Origin of the sequence: Novosphingobium sp. PhB55 (assembly GCF_004368805.1) — a bacterium.
Classification (GTDB): domain Bacteria; phylum Pseudomonadota; class Alphaproteobacteria; order Sphingomonadales; family Sphingomonadaceae; genus Novosphingobium.
On record NZ_SODQ01000004.1, the window covers coordinates 390,646 to 406,442 of the forward strand.

Sequence of the window (15,797 nt, forward strand, 5' to 3'; positions counted from 1 at the left end):
CATGGCCCGGCCTTTCCGGTCTCGCGACGGAAGGCGCGAAACCCCCTCGCACCCTGCGTGGCGCTGATCGGCCTGGACGGGTCGGGAAAGTCCACCCTGGCCAGCGATCTCGTTTCGCTGCTCGACCGCCGCTCGCCCACCCGCTCGATCTACCTCGGGCTCGGCACCGGCGATCTCGGGCGCCGGATCGGCGGGATTCCCGTGATTGGCCGACTGGCGGAGCGCTTCCTGACCGGCAAGGCGAAGAAGGCGCATGACGGCAAGGCGCATGACGGCAAGGCGCGTGACGGCAAGGCGGGGCCGGAGCGGGAGAAGCGCCTGCCCGGCCTGGCGACGGCGCTGGCGATGTTCGGCTTTTCGCTGGCGCGCAGGCGGCGCTTCCGCAAGGTGCTCGATTTCCGCCGGCATGGCGTGCAGGTCATAACCGACCGCTATCCGCAGGCCGAAGTGCCCGGCAGCTTCGATGGCCCCGGTCTGTCCTGGATGCGCAAGGGTTCGGCGCTGGTCCAGCGCCTGGCCTCGCGCGAGCGCGCGCTTTACGCCGAGATGGCCGCCTATCGCCCGACACTGGTGATCCGGCTCAACGTCGATGTCGACACGGCACTGGCGCGCAAATCCGATCACCAGCGCGACATGCTGGAGAAGAAGCTCGCAGTGGTGCCCACCTTGCGCTTCGGCGGGGCGCAGATCGTCGACGTCGATGCCACCCGCCCTTACCGCGAAGTGCTCGAAAGCGTGCTGGCCGTGCTGCGCCGCCATGGCCTCGAGGCCTGAAGCTTCGCGTTCCGGTCTTCCCCTGCGGCAACACGATCGAGCCGCCGCCCCATCGATTTTCAGGTTTCCAGATGATCCGTAATTCCCTTCCTCCCCTCATCGCCGTCGTCGGTTGCGACGGTTCCGGCAAGTCGACCGTCACCGAGGCGCTGCGCCTCTGGATGAGCGCGCGCCAGCCCACGCGGATCTGCCATCTCGGCAAGCAGTCCGGCAATATCGGCCGCCGCATCGCGCGCCTGCCGCTGCTGGGCGGAAAGCTCGACAAGTCGATTCACGCCAAGGCGCAGAAGGCCCAGACCGACAAGGGGCCGGGCGTCCTGGCGGCTATGGTGATCTACATGTTCTCGATGCGGCGCGTGCGCCGGTTCGGGCGCATGATGAAGCTGTGGGAAGGGGGCCATGCGATCATCGCCGACCGCTTCCCCCAACTGGGCGTGCCGGGGCCGATGGATGGCCTCGGCCTGGCCGGTGCGGGCGGGGGCGGGGGCGGTCTCGTGGGCTGGCTGGCACGCTCGGAGCGTCGCCGTTACGCGGCGATGGTGGTCAATGCGCCCGATCTGGTGCTGCGGCTCAACGTCTCGCTGGAGGTGGCCCTGGCGCGCAAGCCCGATCACCGCGCTTCCTCGCTGGCGCGCAAGGTGGCCGACGTGCCGCGACTCACTTTCGAGGGCGCGCCCATCGTCGAGATCGACGCGGATCTGCCGCTCGAACAGGTCCTGGCGCAGGCCAGGGCCGCGATCGAGCGCCGCCTGGCGGAGATCGAAGCGCGGGACCTTGCCTCCGACAGGAAGGCGGCGTGATGAAGTCTCTCTCCATGAAGCACTGGTTTGCCGACGGGGTGTTCCGCACGATCGTGCGCAATGCCTCCTACCTCGGATCGAGCAAGCTGGTCGGGGCGCTGCTGGGCCTGATCGCGCTGGCCTGCGCCGGGCGCGGACTGACGCCGGCCCTGTTCGGCACGCTGGTCATCATCCACTCCTATGCCAATGGCGTCGGCGCGCTGGTCAAGTTCCAGACCTGGCAGTTCATCGTGCGCTATGGCACCCCGGCACTCGGACGCGGTGACCTTGGCGAATTTCGCGACGTCACCGGCTTCGCTTTCGGGTTGGACCTTGCCAGCGGACTGGTGGGCCTGGCGGGGGGACTCGTCCTGCTGCCGTTCCTGGCCGCCTGGTTCGGTATTCCCGCCGAAGACGTGCAGCTCGCGATGCTCTACTGCACGCTGATCCCGACGATGACGGCGGCAACGCCGACCGGCATCCTGCGCGTGCTGGACCGGTTCGACCAGATCGCCGTCCAGCAGATGGTCACCCCGGCACTGCGCGCGCTGGGCGGCGTGATCTCCTATTTCGGCGGCTTCGGTTTCGCCGGCTTCGTCATCACCTGGTATCTGGCCGACCTGCTGGGCGACTTGTGCCTCTGGGCGATGTCGGTGCAGGAACTGCGCCGCAAGGGCATTCGCGGCGCGCTGCGTCCCGGGCTGGCGGGACCGGGGCGGCGGCTGTCGGGCGCGTGGGACTTCGTGTGGACCACCAATTTCGCCCATTCGATCTGGGCGGCCTGGGGCCCGGTGAGCAACCTGATCGTCGGCGCCTTGCTCGGGCCGACCAGCGCGGGCCTGTTCAAGATCGCGGCGACCTTCTTCGATTCCGCCAGCAAGCCCGCGGATCTCATGTCGCGCAGCTTCTATCCGGAGATCATGCGCCTCGACCCTGCGACGCGCCATCCCTGGCAGCTTGCCATCCGCAGCGCGCTGATTTCCGGCGGGATCGGCTTCGTGATCCTGCTGGCGGTGATCCTGGGGGGCGAACCCGTGATCGGGCTGGTGTTCGGCAAACGCTATGTCGAAGCCTATGACCTGCTTCAGCTCATGACCGCCTCGCTGATCGTGACGATGGCCAGCTTCCCGCTGGAATCGCTGCTCTACATGGCAGGACGCCAGCGTTCGGCGCTGGTGGCGGAAGGCGCGGCGGCGGCGGGCTATGCGGTGCTGCTTTTCGTACTGATCCATATGTTCGGCATCACGGGCGCGGGGCTGGCCTATGTCGCGGGGGTGTGCCTCAAGGCACTGTTCATGTTCATGCCCACGCTCTGGGCCTATCGGGCACGCGGGACGCTTTCGCATATCATGGCGCAGGAGGCGCACGCATGAGCAGGCATTTCCCGCAGGAAACGCTTGGCGCGCTGTTCGACGCCATCGAGATAGACGACGTGGTGGACCCGGTGGTCAGGCTGCCCGATCCGATCACGGTCGAATGCTCGCAGGAGGAGATGGCTCGCTGCCTGGACCTGTGCCGCCAGTTTTGGCGGGAACGGGCAAGTCAGGCGGAGATGCGCGCGCTTGTCGACACGCTGCTGCTGACCGGCGACCTGCCGCAGGACGCCCGCGCGCGCTACAAGCATATCCGCGCGGCCTACAAGCAACTGCGCTTCGCCCTGGTGCTCTATGGCCGCCCGCACAAGGCGCCGCTGCTGTTCCGCGCGACGGTGGCGATCATGGGGCATCTGCAGGACGCGTTCCGCAACCGCCGGCGCGCGGCGATCCTGGGTTTCGCGCTCATGCTCCGCGTGCTGCTGGCCCGGCCGGCCTGGGCGGCGGTGCGGCGCGAGGTGGGCAAGGTGCGACTGGACGATGCGCAGGGCTTCCTCGCCTTCCGCAAGGCGGAGTTTCGCAAGCTGAGGAGCTGGCTCAGGGACGGGGCGCTGACCGGGCACCGCTTCCACATGATCCGCAAGGTCGTCAGCCGCCAGGTCTCGTTCTACGACACCTTGCGGACGCTGGAACCCGACGAGCACGCCTATCGCATGTCGCGCTTCCTCAGCGCCATCAACGGGCTGATGGGCAGCATGCACGACGATCTCGTGGAACAGGCCGGCAAAGGGCACCGCGACTACCACCGCGACGATGTCCCCATGCCGGAAGACATTCTGGTCCGCCTGCAGGCCCTGACATCGGCCTATCCGGCATGATGGGCCGTCAGGATCGGCACCGGCATCGGCATTGGAGTCGGGCGCGGAGCGGCCCCGCCGTCACCCCGACCGTTTAACGCCATCCTTTCTCGATCGCTGCCCGTTCCTGGGCGGCATCGAGAGGATCGCCGCGCATCATGTCCTGTGCGGCGGCGAGCATGTCGCCCTGCACCGAACCGGCCTGCCGGTAATCGCTCGATGGCCCGCCGCCGCCCGCCATGGTGCGTTCGAGCAGCCAGGTGCCCTCCCGTCGGCAGGCGATGCCCGAAGTCGCCGTGCCTGCGAACACGCGGCAATAGTCGCCGCCCTGCCGCCTGAAACTGGCGAGCATGCGGAGGCCGTCGACATCGCCTGCGGATGCCAGCTGACGATCCAGCGTTCGCGCCAGCGAACCCGAAGCGGCCAGCCCCGCGCGCGTCTGGGTGACCGGGCCTTCGCGGTGCAACTGGCTGCCGAGCATCAGCCCGAGCACCAGAGAGGCGGCGATGGCGAAGGCCATGCGGCGATCCGCGAAAATCGGCACGTTCGGGCGCCTGGCTGCGCGATCGCGCGCCTTTTCGGCTTCCTTGCGCCGGGTACGGGCCGCAGCAAGATCGACGACTTCGGCGGGAGAGGGGGCGGGAGCGGGGGCGACCTTGTCGGTCGTGGCCTGTCCGGCATCCGCGGCGGCGGCGCGGGCGATGAGGTCGGTCAGCGCAAGAGGTACCGGCTCCTGCGCAACCGGATCGAGGCGGGCGCGCAGCGCGGCGCGCAGACCGCGCTCTGCCTCCAGCCGCCGGGCGAGGACGGGATCCGCAGCGATTGCGGCTTCCACGCGCGCGGCCTCTTCGCCGGACAGTTCACCATCGGCCAAGGCCATGAGCTCTTCGGGGGTCACGCTCATGCGGTTTCTCCAAGTTCCTTCAAAAGCGCCTCGCGGCCGCGGCCGAGGCGGGAGGTCAGGGTGCCCTGCGGAATGCCGATGATCTCGGCCGCTTCCTTGTAGGCAAAGCCCTCGACCAGGATGAGCACCACGGCTTCGCGCTGGTCGGCGGGAAGGCGCGCCAGCGCCCGGTCGACATTGCCAAGCTCGACGCGGTTTTCCGCATCGCGGTCTCCTGCGATGCCCACGTTCATGCCCTCGTCCTCGTGCACGAACGTCCGTGCGCGGCGGCTGCGCGATCTCGTCTCGTCAATCCACTGGTTGCGCATGATCCGGTACACCCAGGCATCGAGCCGCGTGCCTTCCTGCCACTGGCCGCGGGCCACCAGAGCGCGTTCGACGGTGGACTGGCACAAGTCGTCGGCATCCGCCGCGTTCTGTGTCAGGCCACGCGCGAAGCGGCGCAGGCGGGGCAGCAATGCCGTCAGTTGGTCGCAGAAGTCGTGCGTTCTCATCGAAATATCGTTTCCGTGAGGATGAAACGTTCCGATGGCACCGTTTCATCCTTGAGCGCCACCGATTTTTGCTGTGGGAACGAGGAATGGGTCGAAGGTCTGAAATGCGCGCGGGGCTGGCCGCGCTGATACTGGCCGCGCTGGCGGCCCCCGCCGCCGCGCAACTGGGATTGCCGGGCGGGTTGGATCCCCTCGGCACGATCGATCGCACGCGGTCGGCGGTTTCGGGCGCTGCCGAGAATGTCGTCGACCGTTCGGTTTCGGGGCTCTCCACGATTGCCGGCAATGCCGGCCAACTGGCGCAGGACCGGCTCGGGCGGCTGCGCGATTTCGTTGCGGCCCGGCGCGGCAGCGTCGACTGGGACGAACGCCACGAACCGGCCCGCGCCGGCGAACTGCTGCTGCTCGATCCCGATGCGGACAGCCTCGCACGGGCGGCGGAGAAGGGCTTCGCGCTGATAGAACAAGCCGGGATCGCGGACCTCGGCATCGCCTATGCCCGCCTTTCCACCCCGAAAGGCGAGCCGCTGGCCCGGGCCATTGCCGACTTGCGCCGCATCCTGCCGGGCCGGGAGATCACGGCAGACCATTTGCACTTTCCCTCAGGCGCTGCCTCGGGGAAGAGCGGTGCAAGCGCGGCGGCAACCGCGCTGCCCAAGGGCGGCACGGTGGGCGTGATCGATGGCGGGGTCGCCGGATCGGACCGACTGGCCGCGCAAGGCGCCTTTGCGGCCGGGGCACCGAAAGCGAGCGACCATGCCTCGGCCATCGCCTCCTTGCTCAAGGGGGCGGGCACGACACGGATCTACGGTGCGGATGTCTACGGCACCGATCCTGCGGGCGGCAATGCCCTGGCGATCGCGCGCGCCCTCGGCTGGATGGCGGCGCAGCGGGTGCCGGTGGTCTCGATCAGCCTGGTCGGGCCTGCCAATCCGCTGCTGGCCCGGGCGGTGGCGGCGGCGCGGGCCAGGGGCATCGTTGTGGTGGCGGCCGTGGGCAATGACGGCGCGGCGGCGCCCCCGGCCTTTCCCGCCTCCTATCTGGGTGTCGTCGCGGTCACGGGCGTCGACGGGCGCGGGCGCGTGCTGATCGAGGCAGGCAGGGCCGCGCATCTCGACTATGCGGCGCCCGGCGCCGACATGACGGCGCTGGTGCCGGGCAAAGGGCGCATCGGTCTGCGCGGCACCTCATTTGCAGCGCCGCTTGCCGCTGCCCGGATGGCCGCGCGGATGGGCCCTGACCGCGACGTCGCGGCGGTCTTGCGGGCGACCAACACCGAAGCCCTGGCCCCTTCACGGCGGACCGGCCGCGGCGTGCTCTGCACGGTCTGCCGGACCGGCGGCTGATCGCGTTTTCGGTTTTTCGGCATGCCGAGGGATGAAACCGGCAAGGCCATCCGTTTCTCTCCCAGACCCTTCGCCAAGCGTTTCGGCGCGGCGGCGGACAGGACGAGAAGAGGAAAGGAACCGGAACGATGAAGATCATCCCTGTGAACAAGACGCGCGGCGTGAAGACTCTCTCCAAGGCCAATCTCGGCGCGGCGCTGGCGGCTGTCGCCATCGCCATGGCTCCCGGTGCAGCGCAGGCCCAGCTTCTCGGCGGTGGCGGCGGCCTCGGCGGCAGTGTGGGCGGGGCGCTGGGCGGTTCCTTCGGGGGCAGCATCGGTTCTGTCGGCAATTCGATCGAAGGCATGGGCAGCGGCGCCGGCGACATGAGCGTCACGCGCAGTGCCCGTTCGGCGAGCGGATCGGCTTCGGGAAGCGGCCGCGGCAGCGCCAGCAAGAAGGTCACGGCGCCCGCTGTGTCCGCGCCCGACACCTCCGGCGCCAGCGCGGCCGTTTCCAACGCACGCGGCTCGACCAGCGGACTTGCCGGATCGGCCGTTTCGGGCGTGACATCGCGGGCCGGATCGGCCCCGGATACGCTCGGTTCGCTCGCCGGCAACACGGCGGCTTCGGGCAGCGGTGCCGTCTCCGGTGCGGCGAGCCATTCCGCGTCGGGAACCGGCGCAAACGGCTCCGCCACGGGTAATGGCGCATCGAGCGGCAACCTGACCGCCCCGGCACTGCCCGATGCCACCGGTACAGCCAGCGGCGCCGCCTCCCGCCTTGCAGGGACCGTGGGATCGGCCCGCGACATGACAGCCAGCCGCGCATCGGACGCAGCTTCTTCGGCGCAGAACACGGCTTCGACTGCAAATGCGCAAGGCTCCGGCACTGGCGAGGGCATGGTTTCGGCCGGAAAGCACGATGCCTCGGCCGCGGGCGCAGCTTCGGGCTCGGGTTCGGCCAGCGGCGGCTCCGTCAGCCTGAGTGCCTCGGCAAACGGGACCTGAACCGGAAACCCCAGAAGCGAAAGCAGGAAACCGTACTGTCAGGACAGGACGGAGGAAACGAAACCCGCGAAAGCTCACCACGGCTTCCGCGGGTTTCGATGTCGCTGCGCAAGCCTCGCCCGATGCTGACCGATGAGGCTACGAAGGCTACAGACTTTCCGCGCAGGGTGCGCTGGCAGGTGGGTTTAACGATATGGAAATCTGCCACCAGCAAGTAATGGTGTGAGGCGATTCCGCGCCGATGCTTTTGAAACGATTTATGGGGCCAGACCTTCGATGACTCCCACCATGGCTGTTAACGACCTGGCGAGCGCTGCGGCGCCGGGGATGGAAGTCGATCCGGCGGTCTACAAGACCCTGCTGGAATCGACATTGGCCATTCCATGGAAGATCGACTGGGCGACGATGCGCTTCGCATACATCGGCCCGCAGATCGAACCGCTGCTTGGCTGGTCGCAGGAAAGCTGGATCTCGGTAGAGGACTGGGCGTCCCGTATCCATCCGGACGATCGCGAACATGTGGTCAATTTCTGCGTCTCGCAGTCGGTCGCAGGCAAGGACCACGAAGCGGACTACCGGGCGTTGACCAAGGATGACGGCTATGTCTGGATCCGCGACGTCGTGCATGTGGTGCGCGGCGAAGGCGGGGAGGTCGATAGCCTGGTCGGCTTCATGTTCGATATCAGCGAGCGGAAACGCATCGAGCACGAACTCATCAAGATGCAGAAGAAGCTCGAGGCGCTCTCGTTCGAGGATGGCCTGACCGGAACGTCCAACCGGCGCCATTATGACGAGCGGCTCAAGGCGGAGTGGAAAGGCGCGCAGACCGGCCAGCATCCGCTTTCGCTGATCCTGCTCGATATCGACCACTTCAAGGATTACAACGACTTCTACGGCCACATTCAGGGCGACGAATGCCTGGTCAGAATAGCGAACGCGCTGAAGGAGATCGGAATCCGTCCTCGCGACGTGGTCGCTCGATGCGGGGGCGAGGAGTTCGTCCTCCTGCTGCCGGAAACGAACGAAGCTGCCGCGGCCGTACTGGCAGAGCGTTGCCGCGCGGCGATCGAAGGGCTGCATATCCGGCACGAACGGTCCAGTTGCAGCGCATTCGTGACCGCGAGCGTGGGCGTCGGGACGGTCATTCCGCCTTTCGACAGTGATGCGCTCCATTTCTGCGATGCCGTGGACAAGTTGCTCTATGCGGCCAAGCAGGAAGGTCGCAATCGGGTCAGATCGACAGTCTCGGCATAATTGCGGCTGCCGTCGGATGTGATGATCCGGGGGCGGACCCACTGCGGGCATTGGCTCGGGGACGGTCATCCGGCATCGTCGTTGAGGACGCGTTCGAACACGCCCAGATTGAAGGCGAGGTAGATGGCATGCCTTCGGTTGATCGCCTTGAGCTTCAGGCAGGCATTTCTTAAGTGAAACCGCACCGTCGTGTGGCTTATCCCCAATGACCTGGCGATCACGGCATCGGTTTCACCTTCCGCGCTGAGCAACAGGATCTCGAATTCTCTGGAAGAAAGGAGCGGTTTCTCATCATGGGAATTCGCATCCATCTGGAGTGCTCCGGCGCGCATGGCCTAATGTCGCGCGAAACCATTCGGTGCTGATCGGGTAGCCGAATGGCCAGGCGGGGGATTTTCAGGGCGCCGCATATCCCGCGTCGACGTGAAGGGCATCGCCGTGTCCATGCCGATCTCCATGTTCAATCCGTTCGTTGGCTCAGGAAGGCATAGACGGGATCGTCCTTGCCCCGACAGCCGTGGAGATCGAGCGCCGCGTACATTCCGCCCGTCATGTCGCGCGTGCTGGGTTCGCTGCGCGCCCAATCGAGTACGAACGTACGGTCGGCTATGGCCCAGCGCCCGTCGCGGCGTTCGAAACGGTCGACATAGCGGCCGCCCGTGAGGGTATCGGTCTTCTCGTCGCCGCGGCTGGTGGACACGGCGATGACGTAGGTTTCCCCGACTGCCCCGTCGCCTTCCACCTCGATCCACTGATTGGCGATCGAATGGAAGGTCTGCTCGTAAGCACTCTCGACCAGCCTACAGATCTCGGAGGCGAAGTCGCGGCCATTGCCGTTGAACACACCGCTGACCACGGAGGCGTCCTCATGGAACACCTCCGACAGCAAGTGCGGGTCCGCGCGGTCCACGCCGCGGCAGTAGGCCATGGTCACATCCGCGATCTGCTGTCGAGAGATCACTGCATCGATCGCCTGTTCGCTGTGTGTCATCGGCTTTGATCCTTTTGTCCTGTTCCTTGCATAAGCCTGGGCAAGCAGCGCGATGCCGGCGTCGGCGGCCCCATGCCCGCCTGTCGGCAACTGGCTGCCGAGCGAGCCCACGCCCGGCAGAGGCAATCCCCCGTCCCAGTTGAGGCTGGTGTCCAGCACGTAATTGCGCTGCGTCAGGCGCCAATGGCCGGAGCGTTTCTCGTGCCGATCGAGGTAACGACCGCAGATCAGGTGCTGCGTGGCCGGTCCCTGCGCGCCGGCGCTCGATGCATAGGCCATGACATAGCTTTCGGAGATCGCCCGCTCGCCGTCCGTCTCGGTCCACATCTGGCCGGTTCGGTGCAGGGTGACCGGGCCGGCTTTCTGGGCCTCTGAAAGAATGGCCACGAATTCGGATGCCGCGCCCGTGAAGAAGCGGTAGTCCACGAATGCATCGTCATGATAGCAACTTGCCAGCAGACCCGCGTCCGCACGGTCCACGCCCCGGCTGTGACGGGCGAGCACGTTTGCGATGTCCTGGCGATCGGCCAGCCAGCCAATGTCCCGGGCGCCGGTCATCGCAGGGTCTCCCCGTTGTCGATGACGATATGAGTGCCCGTGATCTGGCGCGATTCCTCCGAAGCCAGGAAAAGCACGAGGTTGGCAACGTCATCGGGACGCCCTTGGCCATGCGCATGGACCTGATCGAGCCCGGCGTCGTCCTGCGGCAATTGATCGAGCGCCTGCCGGGTCATCGGCGTATCGTGGGCGCCGGGCGCGACGGCGTTGACGCGGATGCCGTAGCCCATGTCCTGGCAGTGTACCGCGACGCTGCGGGTCAGGGCGATGATACCTGCCTTGGCCGCGCTATAGGCCGGGATCGCGGCAATGCCCTTGAGCGCGGCCACTGACGCGACATTCACGATCGAACCGCCCCAGGGTCCGTCGGCCCTCTTGGTCATGTGCGGCAGCGCGGACTTGCAGCCCAGGAAGCAGCCCTCGACCATGACCTGCATCTGAAGCCGGAAGGTCTCCAGCTCGCATTCCTCGACATGGCCGAAACGGACCAGCCCGGCATTGTTGACCAGCACGTCGAGCCGTCCGAAACGGGCCATCGTCTTCGCCACGACGTTGCGCCATTGGTCCTCCTCGCGGACGTCGTGCTGAAGGAACATGGCGCCCGGTATCGAGGCGGCGACCGTGCGGCCGCGATCGACCTGGACGTCCGTGATGACGACACTGGCGCCCTCAGCCGCCAGGAGCCGTGCATCGGCCTCGCCAAGGCCGGAAGCGCCTCCGGTAACGAGCGCGACTTTGCCTGCTACGCGGTTCATCCTGCTCTCCTTCCCATGCGCATGTCAGAAATCGAAGCTGACCGAGCCGCCCCACTGGCGCGGCGGGGCATAGCCGGCCAGCCCGGCATAGCCCGGACTGTCGTAGACGGTCGAAAGATAGCGCGAATCCAGCAGGTTGGTCGCCCATAGCCCGATGGACCAGACGCCGCCGCGCGGCTTGTAGGTCAAGGAGGCGTCGACAAGGTGGGTGGGCTGGATTTTCGAGCGCGGGGTGTCGAGGATCGCCGTGTAATACTTGGAACTGGTGTAGGTATAGCTCACGTCGCTGACCAGATCGGCATCGTCGCCCAGCGGGATCACGAAGTTCGCGCCGAAGCTGGCGTTCCACTTGGGCGCGTTCTGAAGCCGGTAGCCTTCCAGGTCGAGCGTCTCCCCGCTGAGGGGATCGCCATAGAGGAAGGTCTTGTACTTCGCGTCGAGATAGGCGAGCGAGGCGCGCAGGGTCATGCCGTCTACCGGGGCCGCGGTGGTTTCCAGCTCGAATCCCTTGATTTCGGACTTGCCGGCATTGAGGATGCGGTTGCCCTGGGTATTGGTGTCGGTGTCGAAGTAGATCTGCGCCACCTGCATGTCGCGATAATTGGTGTAGAACGCCGCAAGGTTGACGCGCAGGCGGTGATCCAGGAAGTCGGCCTTCACGCCGGCTTCGAAAGTATCGACTTTCTCGGGATCGTATGGATTCTCGCCGTCGGCGGGCACCCCGACGCGTGCCGTGAAGCCGCCCGACTTGAAGCCGCGCGCCCAACTGGCATAGAGCAGGGTGTCGTCGGCGATTTCATAGTCGGCGCCCAGCTTCCAGCCGACATTGTCCCAGCTCTTGCTGCCGCCCACGGTGAAGCTGTCGATGACGGTATTGCCCTCGCCGGTGTAGTTCGATCCTGCGGCCGCGCCGATGCTGGTGATGAGGCTGGGGGCCGATTCCGTCCGCTCGTGCGTGTAGCGGATGCCTGCCTGAAGCTTGAGCCGGTCGGTCACTTCCCAATAGGCCTGCGCGAAGCCGGAAATGGAGTAGTTGTCCTGATCCTGCAAGTTGGTCTGGAGCAAGCCCGGCGCCGCGAATTGCAGGCGGTAGGCCTGGATATGATCGTAATGGTCCTTGAGGTAGAAGCCGCCCACCAGCACGTTCAGCCTGTCCGAGAGTTCCAGATTGGTGCGCAGCTCCTGGCTGAACTGCCAGCCCACGGTTCGGCGGTACGTATCGTTGAGGAACAGGGGGGTACCGTCCTGATCGGTATATTCGCGGAGCTTGAAGCGCTTGTATCCGGTTATCGCGGTCCAGTCGCCCAGGCCGGTGTTGCGCCAGTTCATCGTCAGCGTGCCCGAATAAGTGTCCATGTTGGACTGATCGGGAACGGAGTTGTTGGCGCCGTAATATTTGTCTGGCGCTATGCACATGCCGTTCGTGGCGCAGGGGCTGACGTACATTCCCTCGGTGCCGGGGGCGACGTAGAGCACTTCGCCGGGCCGCGCGCCGTTGATGACGATGGGCGATCCATTGCGGGCATTGACGTATTCGCCCTGAAGCGTCGCATCGAAATTGGCGCTGGGCGTGAAGCGCAGGTAGGCCCGCACCGCGTCGAGGTTCTTGCGCCCGAGGTCCGATCCGTCGACCACGTTCGTCACCCAGCCCTTGCGCTGGGTATGAATGCCCGCAACCTTGAGCGAGAGCACGTCATCGACCAGCGGCGCTTCGATGGAGCCGGTGAGATCCATGCGGTTGTAATTGCCGTAGACCGCCTTGACGTGACCGCCGAACTTGCCCGTGGGCTGGGCGGTGACCACGTTGATGACGCCGCCGGTGGTATTGGCGCCGAACAGCGTGCCCTGGGGGCCGCGCAGCACTTCGATGCGGTCCACGTCGTAAAGGTCGAGCAGCGCGCCCATCGAGAAGAACTGCGGGACGCCGTCGACCACGATCGACACCGTATTGCCGGCGTATGGGTCGGGTTCGATGACGCCGATGCCGCGCACGGTGAAGACGGCGCTCTGCGGGGTATTGGCGAAGTTGTCGATCTGGACGTTGGGAATCTGGCCCTGAAGCGCCTGAAGCGAAATGCCCTGGGTGCTGGCCAGTGCTTCGCCGCCCACCGCCGTGATCGAGATCGGCACGTCCTGCAGGTTCTCGGCCTTCTTCTGCGCCGTGACGACGATCTCCTGAATGCCCACCGGCATCCTGCTTTCGGGCTGGCTGGTCTCGGTCGGGGCGAGTTGCCGATCATCCTGGGCGCTGTTCTGGGCGCTATTCTGGGCGCTGTTATGGGCGGGGGCCGCCTGCGGCAGGATCATCGCCCCGGCAGCAAGAGCGAGGGGTGAGCTTGCATTGAGCCAGTTCTTCATCTTCCTACTCCCAACTGTTCTGTTTTTTATGGTTGAAGGTCGTTTCCCCGAACATGGCGGGCCAGCCGCCGAAGGTGGCAGCGGAACGCCGGGATCGGCTTGCCGCAAGATGCGTCGCTCATGGTTGGCGGTCCCCGGTGCCGGGACCGGAGCGCCTTCAGCGGCGGCCTTCGAGGTAGTCGTTCAGCACTTCATGGAAGAAGCGCACCCGGGTTTCCTGCGCGGCCAGATAGGCGTCCTGGTACCCGCGGGAGTGCATTCCCCGTTGCTGGCCTTCCGCCAGGAGCATGTCCTGATAGACGATCTGGTCCCTGATCTCGGGTACGCCGCGGCCATTGTCGAAGGCGCGGCGCTGCATCTCCGCCTCGCGCAGGGGCTGGGGACCGGCCATGACCGATTCCACCACGCTCTGCCCCGCAACGGGGAAGGCCATGCACCACAAGTCGAACGTGCATTTGTTCGGATCGGTCGGATGCGGTTCGGTCCGGAAGAACACCAGATTGTCCGGCAGGAAGCTGATCGTGACATTGGGGAAGATCACCGTGTGCGGGCTGTCGGTGATCTCCTCGTCGTCCATGTTCTCGTAGTGGACGTAGCCGCGCTCCTTCCAGAGCCGCTTTTTCGCAGCCTTGAGATCGAGCCAGCCCTGCATCGCCTTGGTTTCGAAATCGGGATAAGACTGCGGATCGATGTCCCAGGCCTGCAGGATCGCATCGAAGGGATGGTCCACGCCCTCGGGCAGGCGGTCCGAGAGGGAAGGGCGCATGGGCTGGACGGTGCGGCCATGGCCCCCCGGCCACATCTCGTGCCGGGCGGTATCGACATCCTGGTCGATCCATGGCGGCACTTGCGGATGGGCGGTGCGGGTGTGGTAGCTTTCCGAGAAGTTGTCGGTGGCGAACTTCCAGTTGGTGTCGAGGTCGATCTTCATCCAGAACACGCGGACGGCGGTGTCCATCGGATAATGGCGATAGAGGTACGGCATCGGTGCCAGGAAATCCAGAAGTTCCGGGGCCTCTTCGTCCATCGTGTACCACACGAAACCGCCCCAGGTGGCGCAGCGCAGTTCCTTCAGCCTGAGCTTGCCGCAGGGATTGCCCTGGGGAAAATCCTCCGGGTCCTGCGCCTTTGCCAGCACGCCGTCCTTGCCCCAGACCCACCCGTGATAGGGGCACTGGAAGGATTCCTGGGAGCTTGAATTCCAGACGAGGCGTTGCCCGCGGTGACCGCAGGTGTTGTAGAACGCCTTGATCGTGCCGTCCTCCTGGAGAACGCAGAACACGGATTCGTTCATGAAGTCATGGACGATGTAGTCGCCGGGTTCCTCCAGTTCGGCAGTGCGGCCGGCGACATGCCAGATGCGGGTCCACATGTGGTCCCATTCGCGCTGCATGAAGGCGGGGGAGGTGTAGCGATCGCCCGTGATCGGATCGCCCCTGAGGTTCGCAGCGTCGCGCCCATCCAGCGTGGACGCAAGGGTGCCTTGCCTTCCCATCTCGTTTTCCTTCCGGCATGTGCCCGATCCGGCCCGTCCGTTGTCAGGACCTTGGCCGGCGCCTCTCTCCTGGCGCACCGCTTTGCCCGAAAGCCTGCAGCCGCCTGTCGAGGAGAAGAATAACGAATTTGGTCGGTCGACCTACCTGTTAAAACAATCAGGCCTGCAGGCTGACGAGGCCCGCCGTGAAGAACCGCAGGGCGGGCTGCGCGATGTCCTCAAGTTTACGGGCGGAAAAGTGGCCATCGGTCAGATCGTCCAGAAACCCGGGATCCTGCACCATGAAGATCAGGGCCGCCTCGATCAGATAGACGGCGGCAAGAAGGTCGCTCTCGGCCATGGCCGGCAGGTGGATCCGCAACCGTTCCGTGAGCATGCCGGAAATAACCGACAGCTTGGCCAGGATCGGTCGCAATTCCGGCATGCGATACGCGCTCATCAGGTGCGAGGTCATGACGATGTAATTGCGCAGAGGATCGGCCTCGCACGAGGCGGCGGTGAGGAACGGCAGAATGAAGGCGGTCACGATTTCGCGCGGCCCGAATTCGCCTTCAGCCGCTTCAGCAAGCTCGAAGCTTGCCGCGATCCTGCCTTGCAACAACGGCAGCTTGCGTTCCAATGCCGCATCGAGAATGAGGTGCTTGTTGCCGAAGTGATAGTGGACCACGCCCATTCGGACACCCGCTTGCGCCGCAATATCGCGAAGGGAGGTTCCCAGATAGCCGTTTTGCGCAAAAAGCACTTCGCAGGCATCTAGAATCGCATGGCGCGTTGCCTCCCCCTTGGTGGAGGGCCGTGCGGAATGCGGAATGGCTGGCGTCGACATGTGACAGGTCATCGCTTCTAAACGGCCGTACAGCAACCCGATCTCGCATTAAATCCGCCGGCTTCCCTCTTCCAGGCCCGGTGCCAACCGGGCACCGGGCCTGG

Annotated in this window: 15 protein-coding genes; 7 read left to right on the forward strand and 8 right to left on the reverse strand. The window is 65.8% G+C overall.

From position 1 onward, the window contains the following. Positions 1-57: 57 nt before the first annotated feature. From EDF57_RS11920 to EDF57_RS11935, 4 genes are all read left to right on the forward strand, one after another. Positions 58-774: a hypothetical protein gene (locus EDF57_RS11920; RefSeq protein ID WP_208324853.1), complete on the forward strand. Its 717-nt coding sequence runs from the start codon at positions 58-60 to the stop codon at positions 772-774. Positions 775-845: 71 nt separating this feature from the next. Then, positions 846-1,574 (forward strand): nucleoside triphosphate hydrolase, encoded by a 729-nt coding sequence (locus EDF57_RS11925; RefSeq protein WP_134094418.1) that lies wholly within the window; start codon positions 846-848, stop codon positions 1,572-1,574. Then, entirely contained in the window at positions 1,574-2,926 is a 1,353-nt protein-coding gene (locus EDF57_RS11930; RefSeq protein WP_243841028.1) for a lipopolysaccharide biosynthesis protein, read from the forward strand. The genes EDF57_RS11925 and EDF57_RS11930 overlap by 1 nt, the downstream gene beginning before the upstream one ends. Further along, a complete protein-coding gene (locus EDF57_RS11935) occupies positions 2,923-3,744 on the forward strand; it encodes a hypothetical protein (RefSeq protein WP_134094419.1) in 822 nt (273 codons plus the stop codon). Before EDF57_RS11930 ends, EDF57_RS11935 begins: the two co-directional genes overlap by 4 nt. 73 nt (positions 3,745-3,817) lie before the next feature. On the opposite strand, the gene EDF57_RS11940 is transcribed toward EDF57_RS11935, so the two are convergent. After that, positions 3,818-4,627 (reverse strand): hypothetical protein, encoded by an 810-nt coding sequence (locus EDF57_RS11940; RefSeq protein WP_134094420.1) that lies wholly within the window; start codon positions 4,625-4,627, stop codon positions 3,818-3,820. Beyond that, a complete protein-coding gene (locus EDF57_RS11945) occupies positions 4,624-5,121 on the reverse strand; it encodes an RNA polymerase sigma factor (RefSeq protein WP_134094421.1) in 498 nt (165 codons plus the stop codon). The genes EDF57_RS11940 and EDF57_RS11945 overlap by 4 nt, the downstream gene beginning before the upstream one ends. Positions 5,122-5,207: 86 nt before the next feature. Here EDF57_RS11945 and EDF57_RS11950 point away from each other — a divergent pair, with 86 nt between their 5' ends. The 3 genes from EDF57_RS11950 to EDF57_RS11960 all read left to right on the forward strand — a co-directional run bounded on the left by EDF57_RS11950 (position 5,208) and on the right by EDF57_RS11960 (position 8,710). Beyond that, complete coding sequence (locus EDF57_RS11950; protein WP_134094422.1) at positions 5,208-6,467, forward strand: S8 family serine peptidase; 1,260 nt, start codon at positions 5,208-5,210, stop codon at positions 6,465-6,467. Positions 6,468-6,595: 128 nt separating this feature from the next. Beyond that, a complete protein-coding gene (locus EDF57_RS11955; RefSeq protein WP_243841029.1) occupies positions 6,596-7,456 on the forward strand; it encodes a hypothetical protein in 861 nt (286 codons plus the stop codon). A gap of 288 nt (positions 7,457-7,744) precedes the next feature. Further along, positions 7,745-8,710, forward strand: a complete 966-nt coding sequence (locus EDF57_RS11960; protein WP_243841030.1) for a sensor domain-containing diguanylate cyclase — start codon at positions 7,745-7,747, stop codon at positions 8,708-8,710. Between the two features lie 65 nt (positions 8,711-8,775). Here EDF57_RS11960 and EDF57_RS11965 read toward each other — a convergent pair whose 3' ends face one another. From EDF57_RS11965 to EDF57_RS11990, 6 genes are all read right to left on the reverse strand, one after another. Further along, the gene (locus EDF57_RS11965) at positions 8,776-9,021 is read right to left on the reverse strand and encodes a helix-turn-helix transcriptional regulator (RefSeq protein WP_166675254.1); all 246 of its coding nucleotides are present in this window, start codon (positions 9,019-9,021) and stop codon (positions 8,776-8,778) included. A gap of 149 nt (positions 9,022-9,170) precedes the next feature. After that, on the reverse strand, positions 9,171-10,259 hold the full coding sequence (locus tag EDF57_RS11970; RefSeq protein ID WP_134094425.1) for a nuclear transport factor 2 family protein: 1,089 nt from the start codon (positions 10,257-10,259) through the stop codon (positions 9,171-9,173). Further along, positions 10,256-11,014 carry an SDR family oxidoreductase gene (locus EDF57_RS11975; protein ID WP_134094426.1) on the reverse strand — a complete coding sequence of 253 codons (759 nt, stop codon included), beginning with the start codon at positions 11,012-11,014 and terminating at the stop codon, positions 10,256-10,258. Before EDF57_RS11975 ends, EDF57_RS11970 begins: the two co-directional genes overlap by 4 nt. A gap of 24 nt (positions 11,015-11,038) precedes the next feature. Further along, positions 11,039-13,372: a TonB-dependent receptor gene (locus tag EDF57_RS11980; protein WP_134094427.1), complete on the reverse strand. Its 2,334-nt coding sequence runs from the start codon at positions 13,370-13,372 to the stop codon at positions 11,039-11,041. A 157-nt stretch (positions 13,373-13,529) separates the two neighbouring features. Next, on the reverse strand, positions 13,530-14,867 hold the full coding sequence (locus tag EDF57_RS11985) for an aromatic ring-hydroxylating dioxygenase subunit alpha (RefSeq protein ID WP_134094428.1): 1,338 nt from the start codon (positions 14,865-14,867) through the stop codon (positions 13,530-13,532). Between the two features lie 157 nt (positions 14,868-15,024). Further along, positions 15,025-15,693 carry a TetR family transcriptional regulator gene (locus EDF57_RS11990; RefSeq protein WP_134094429.1) on the reverse strand — a complete coding sequence of 223 codons (669 nt, stop codon included), beginning with the start codon at positions 15,691-15,693 and terminating at the stop codon, positions 15,025-15,027. Positions 15,694-15,797 lie beyond the last annotated feature (104 nt).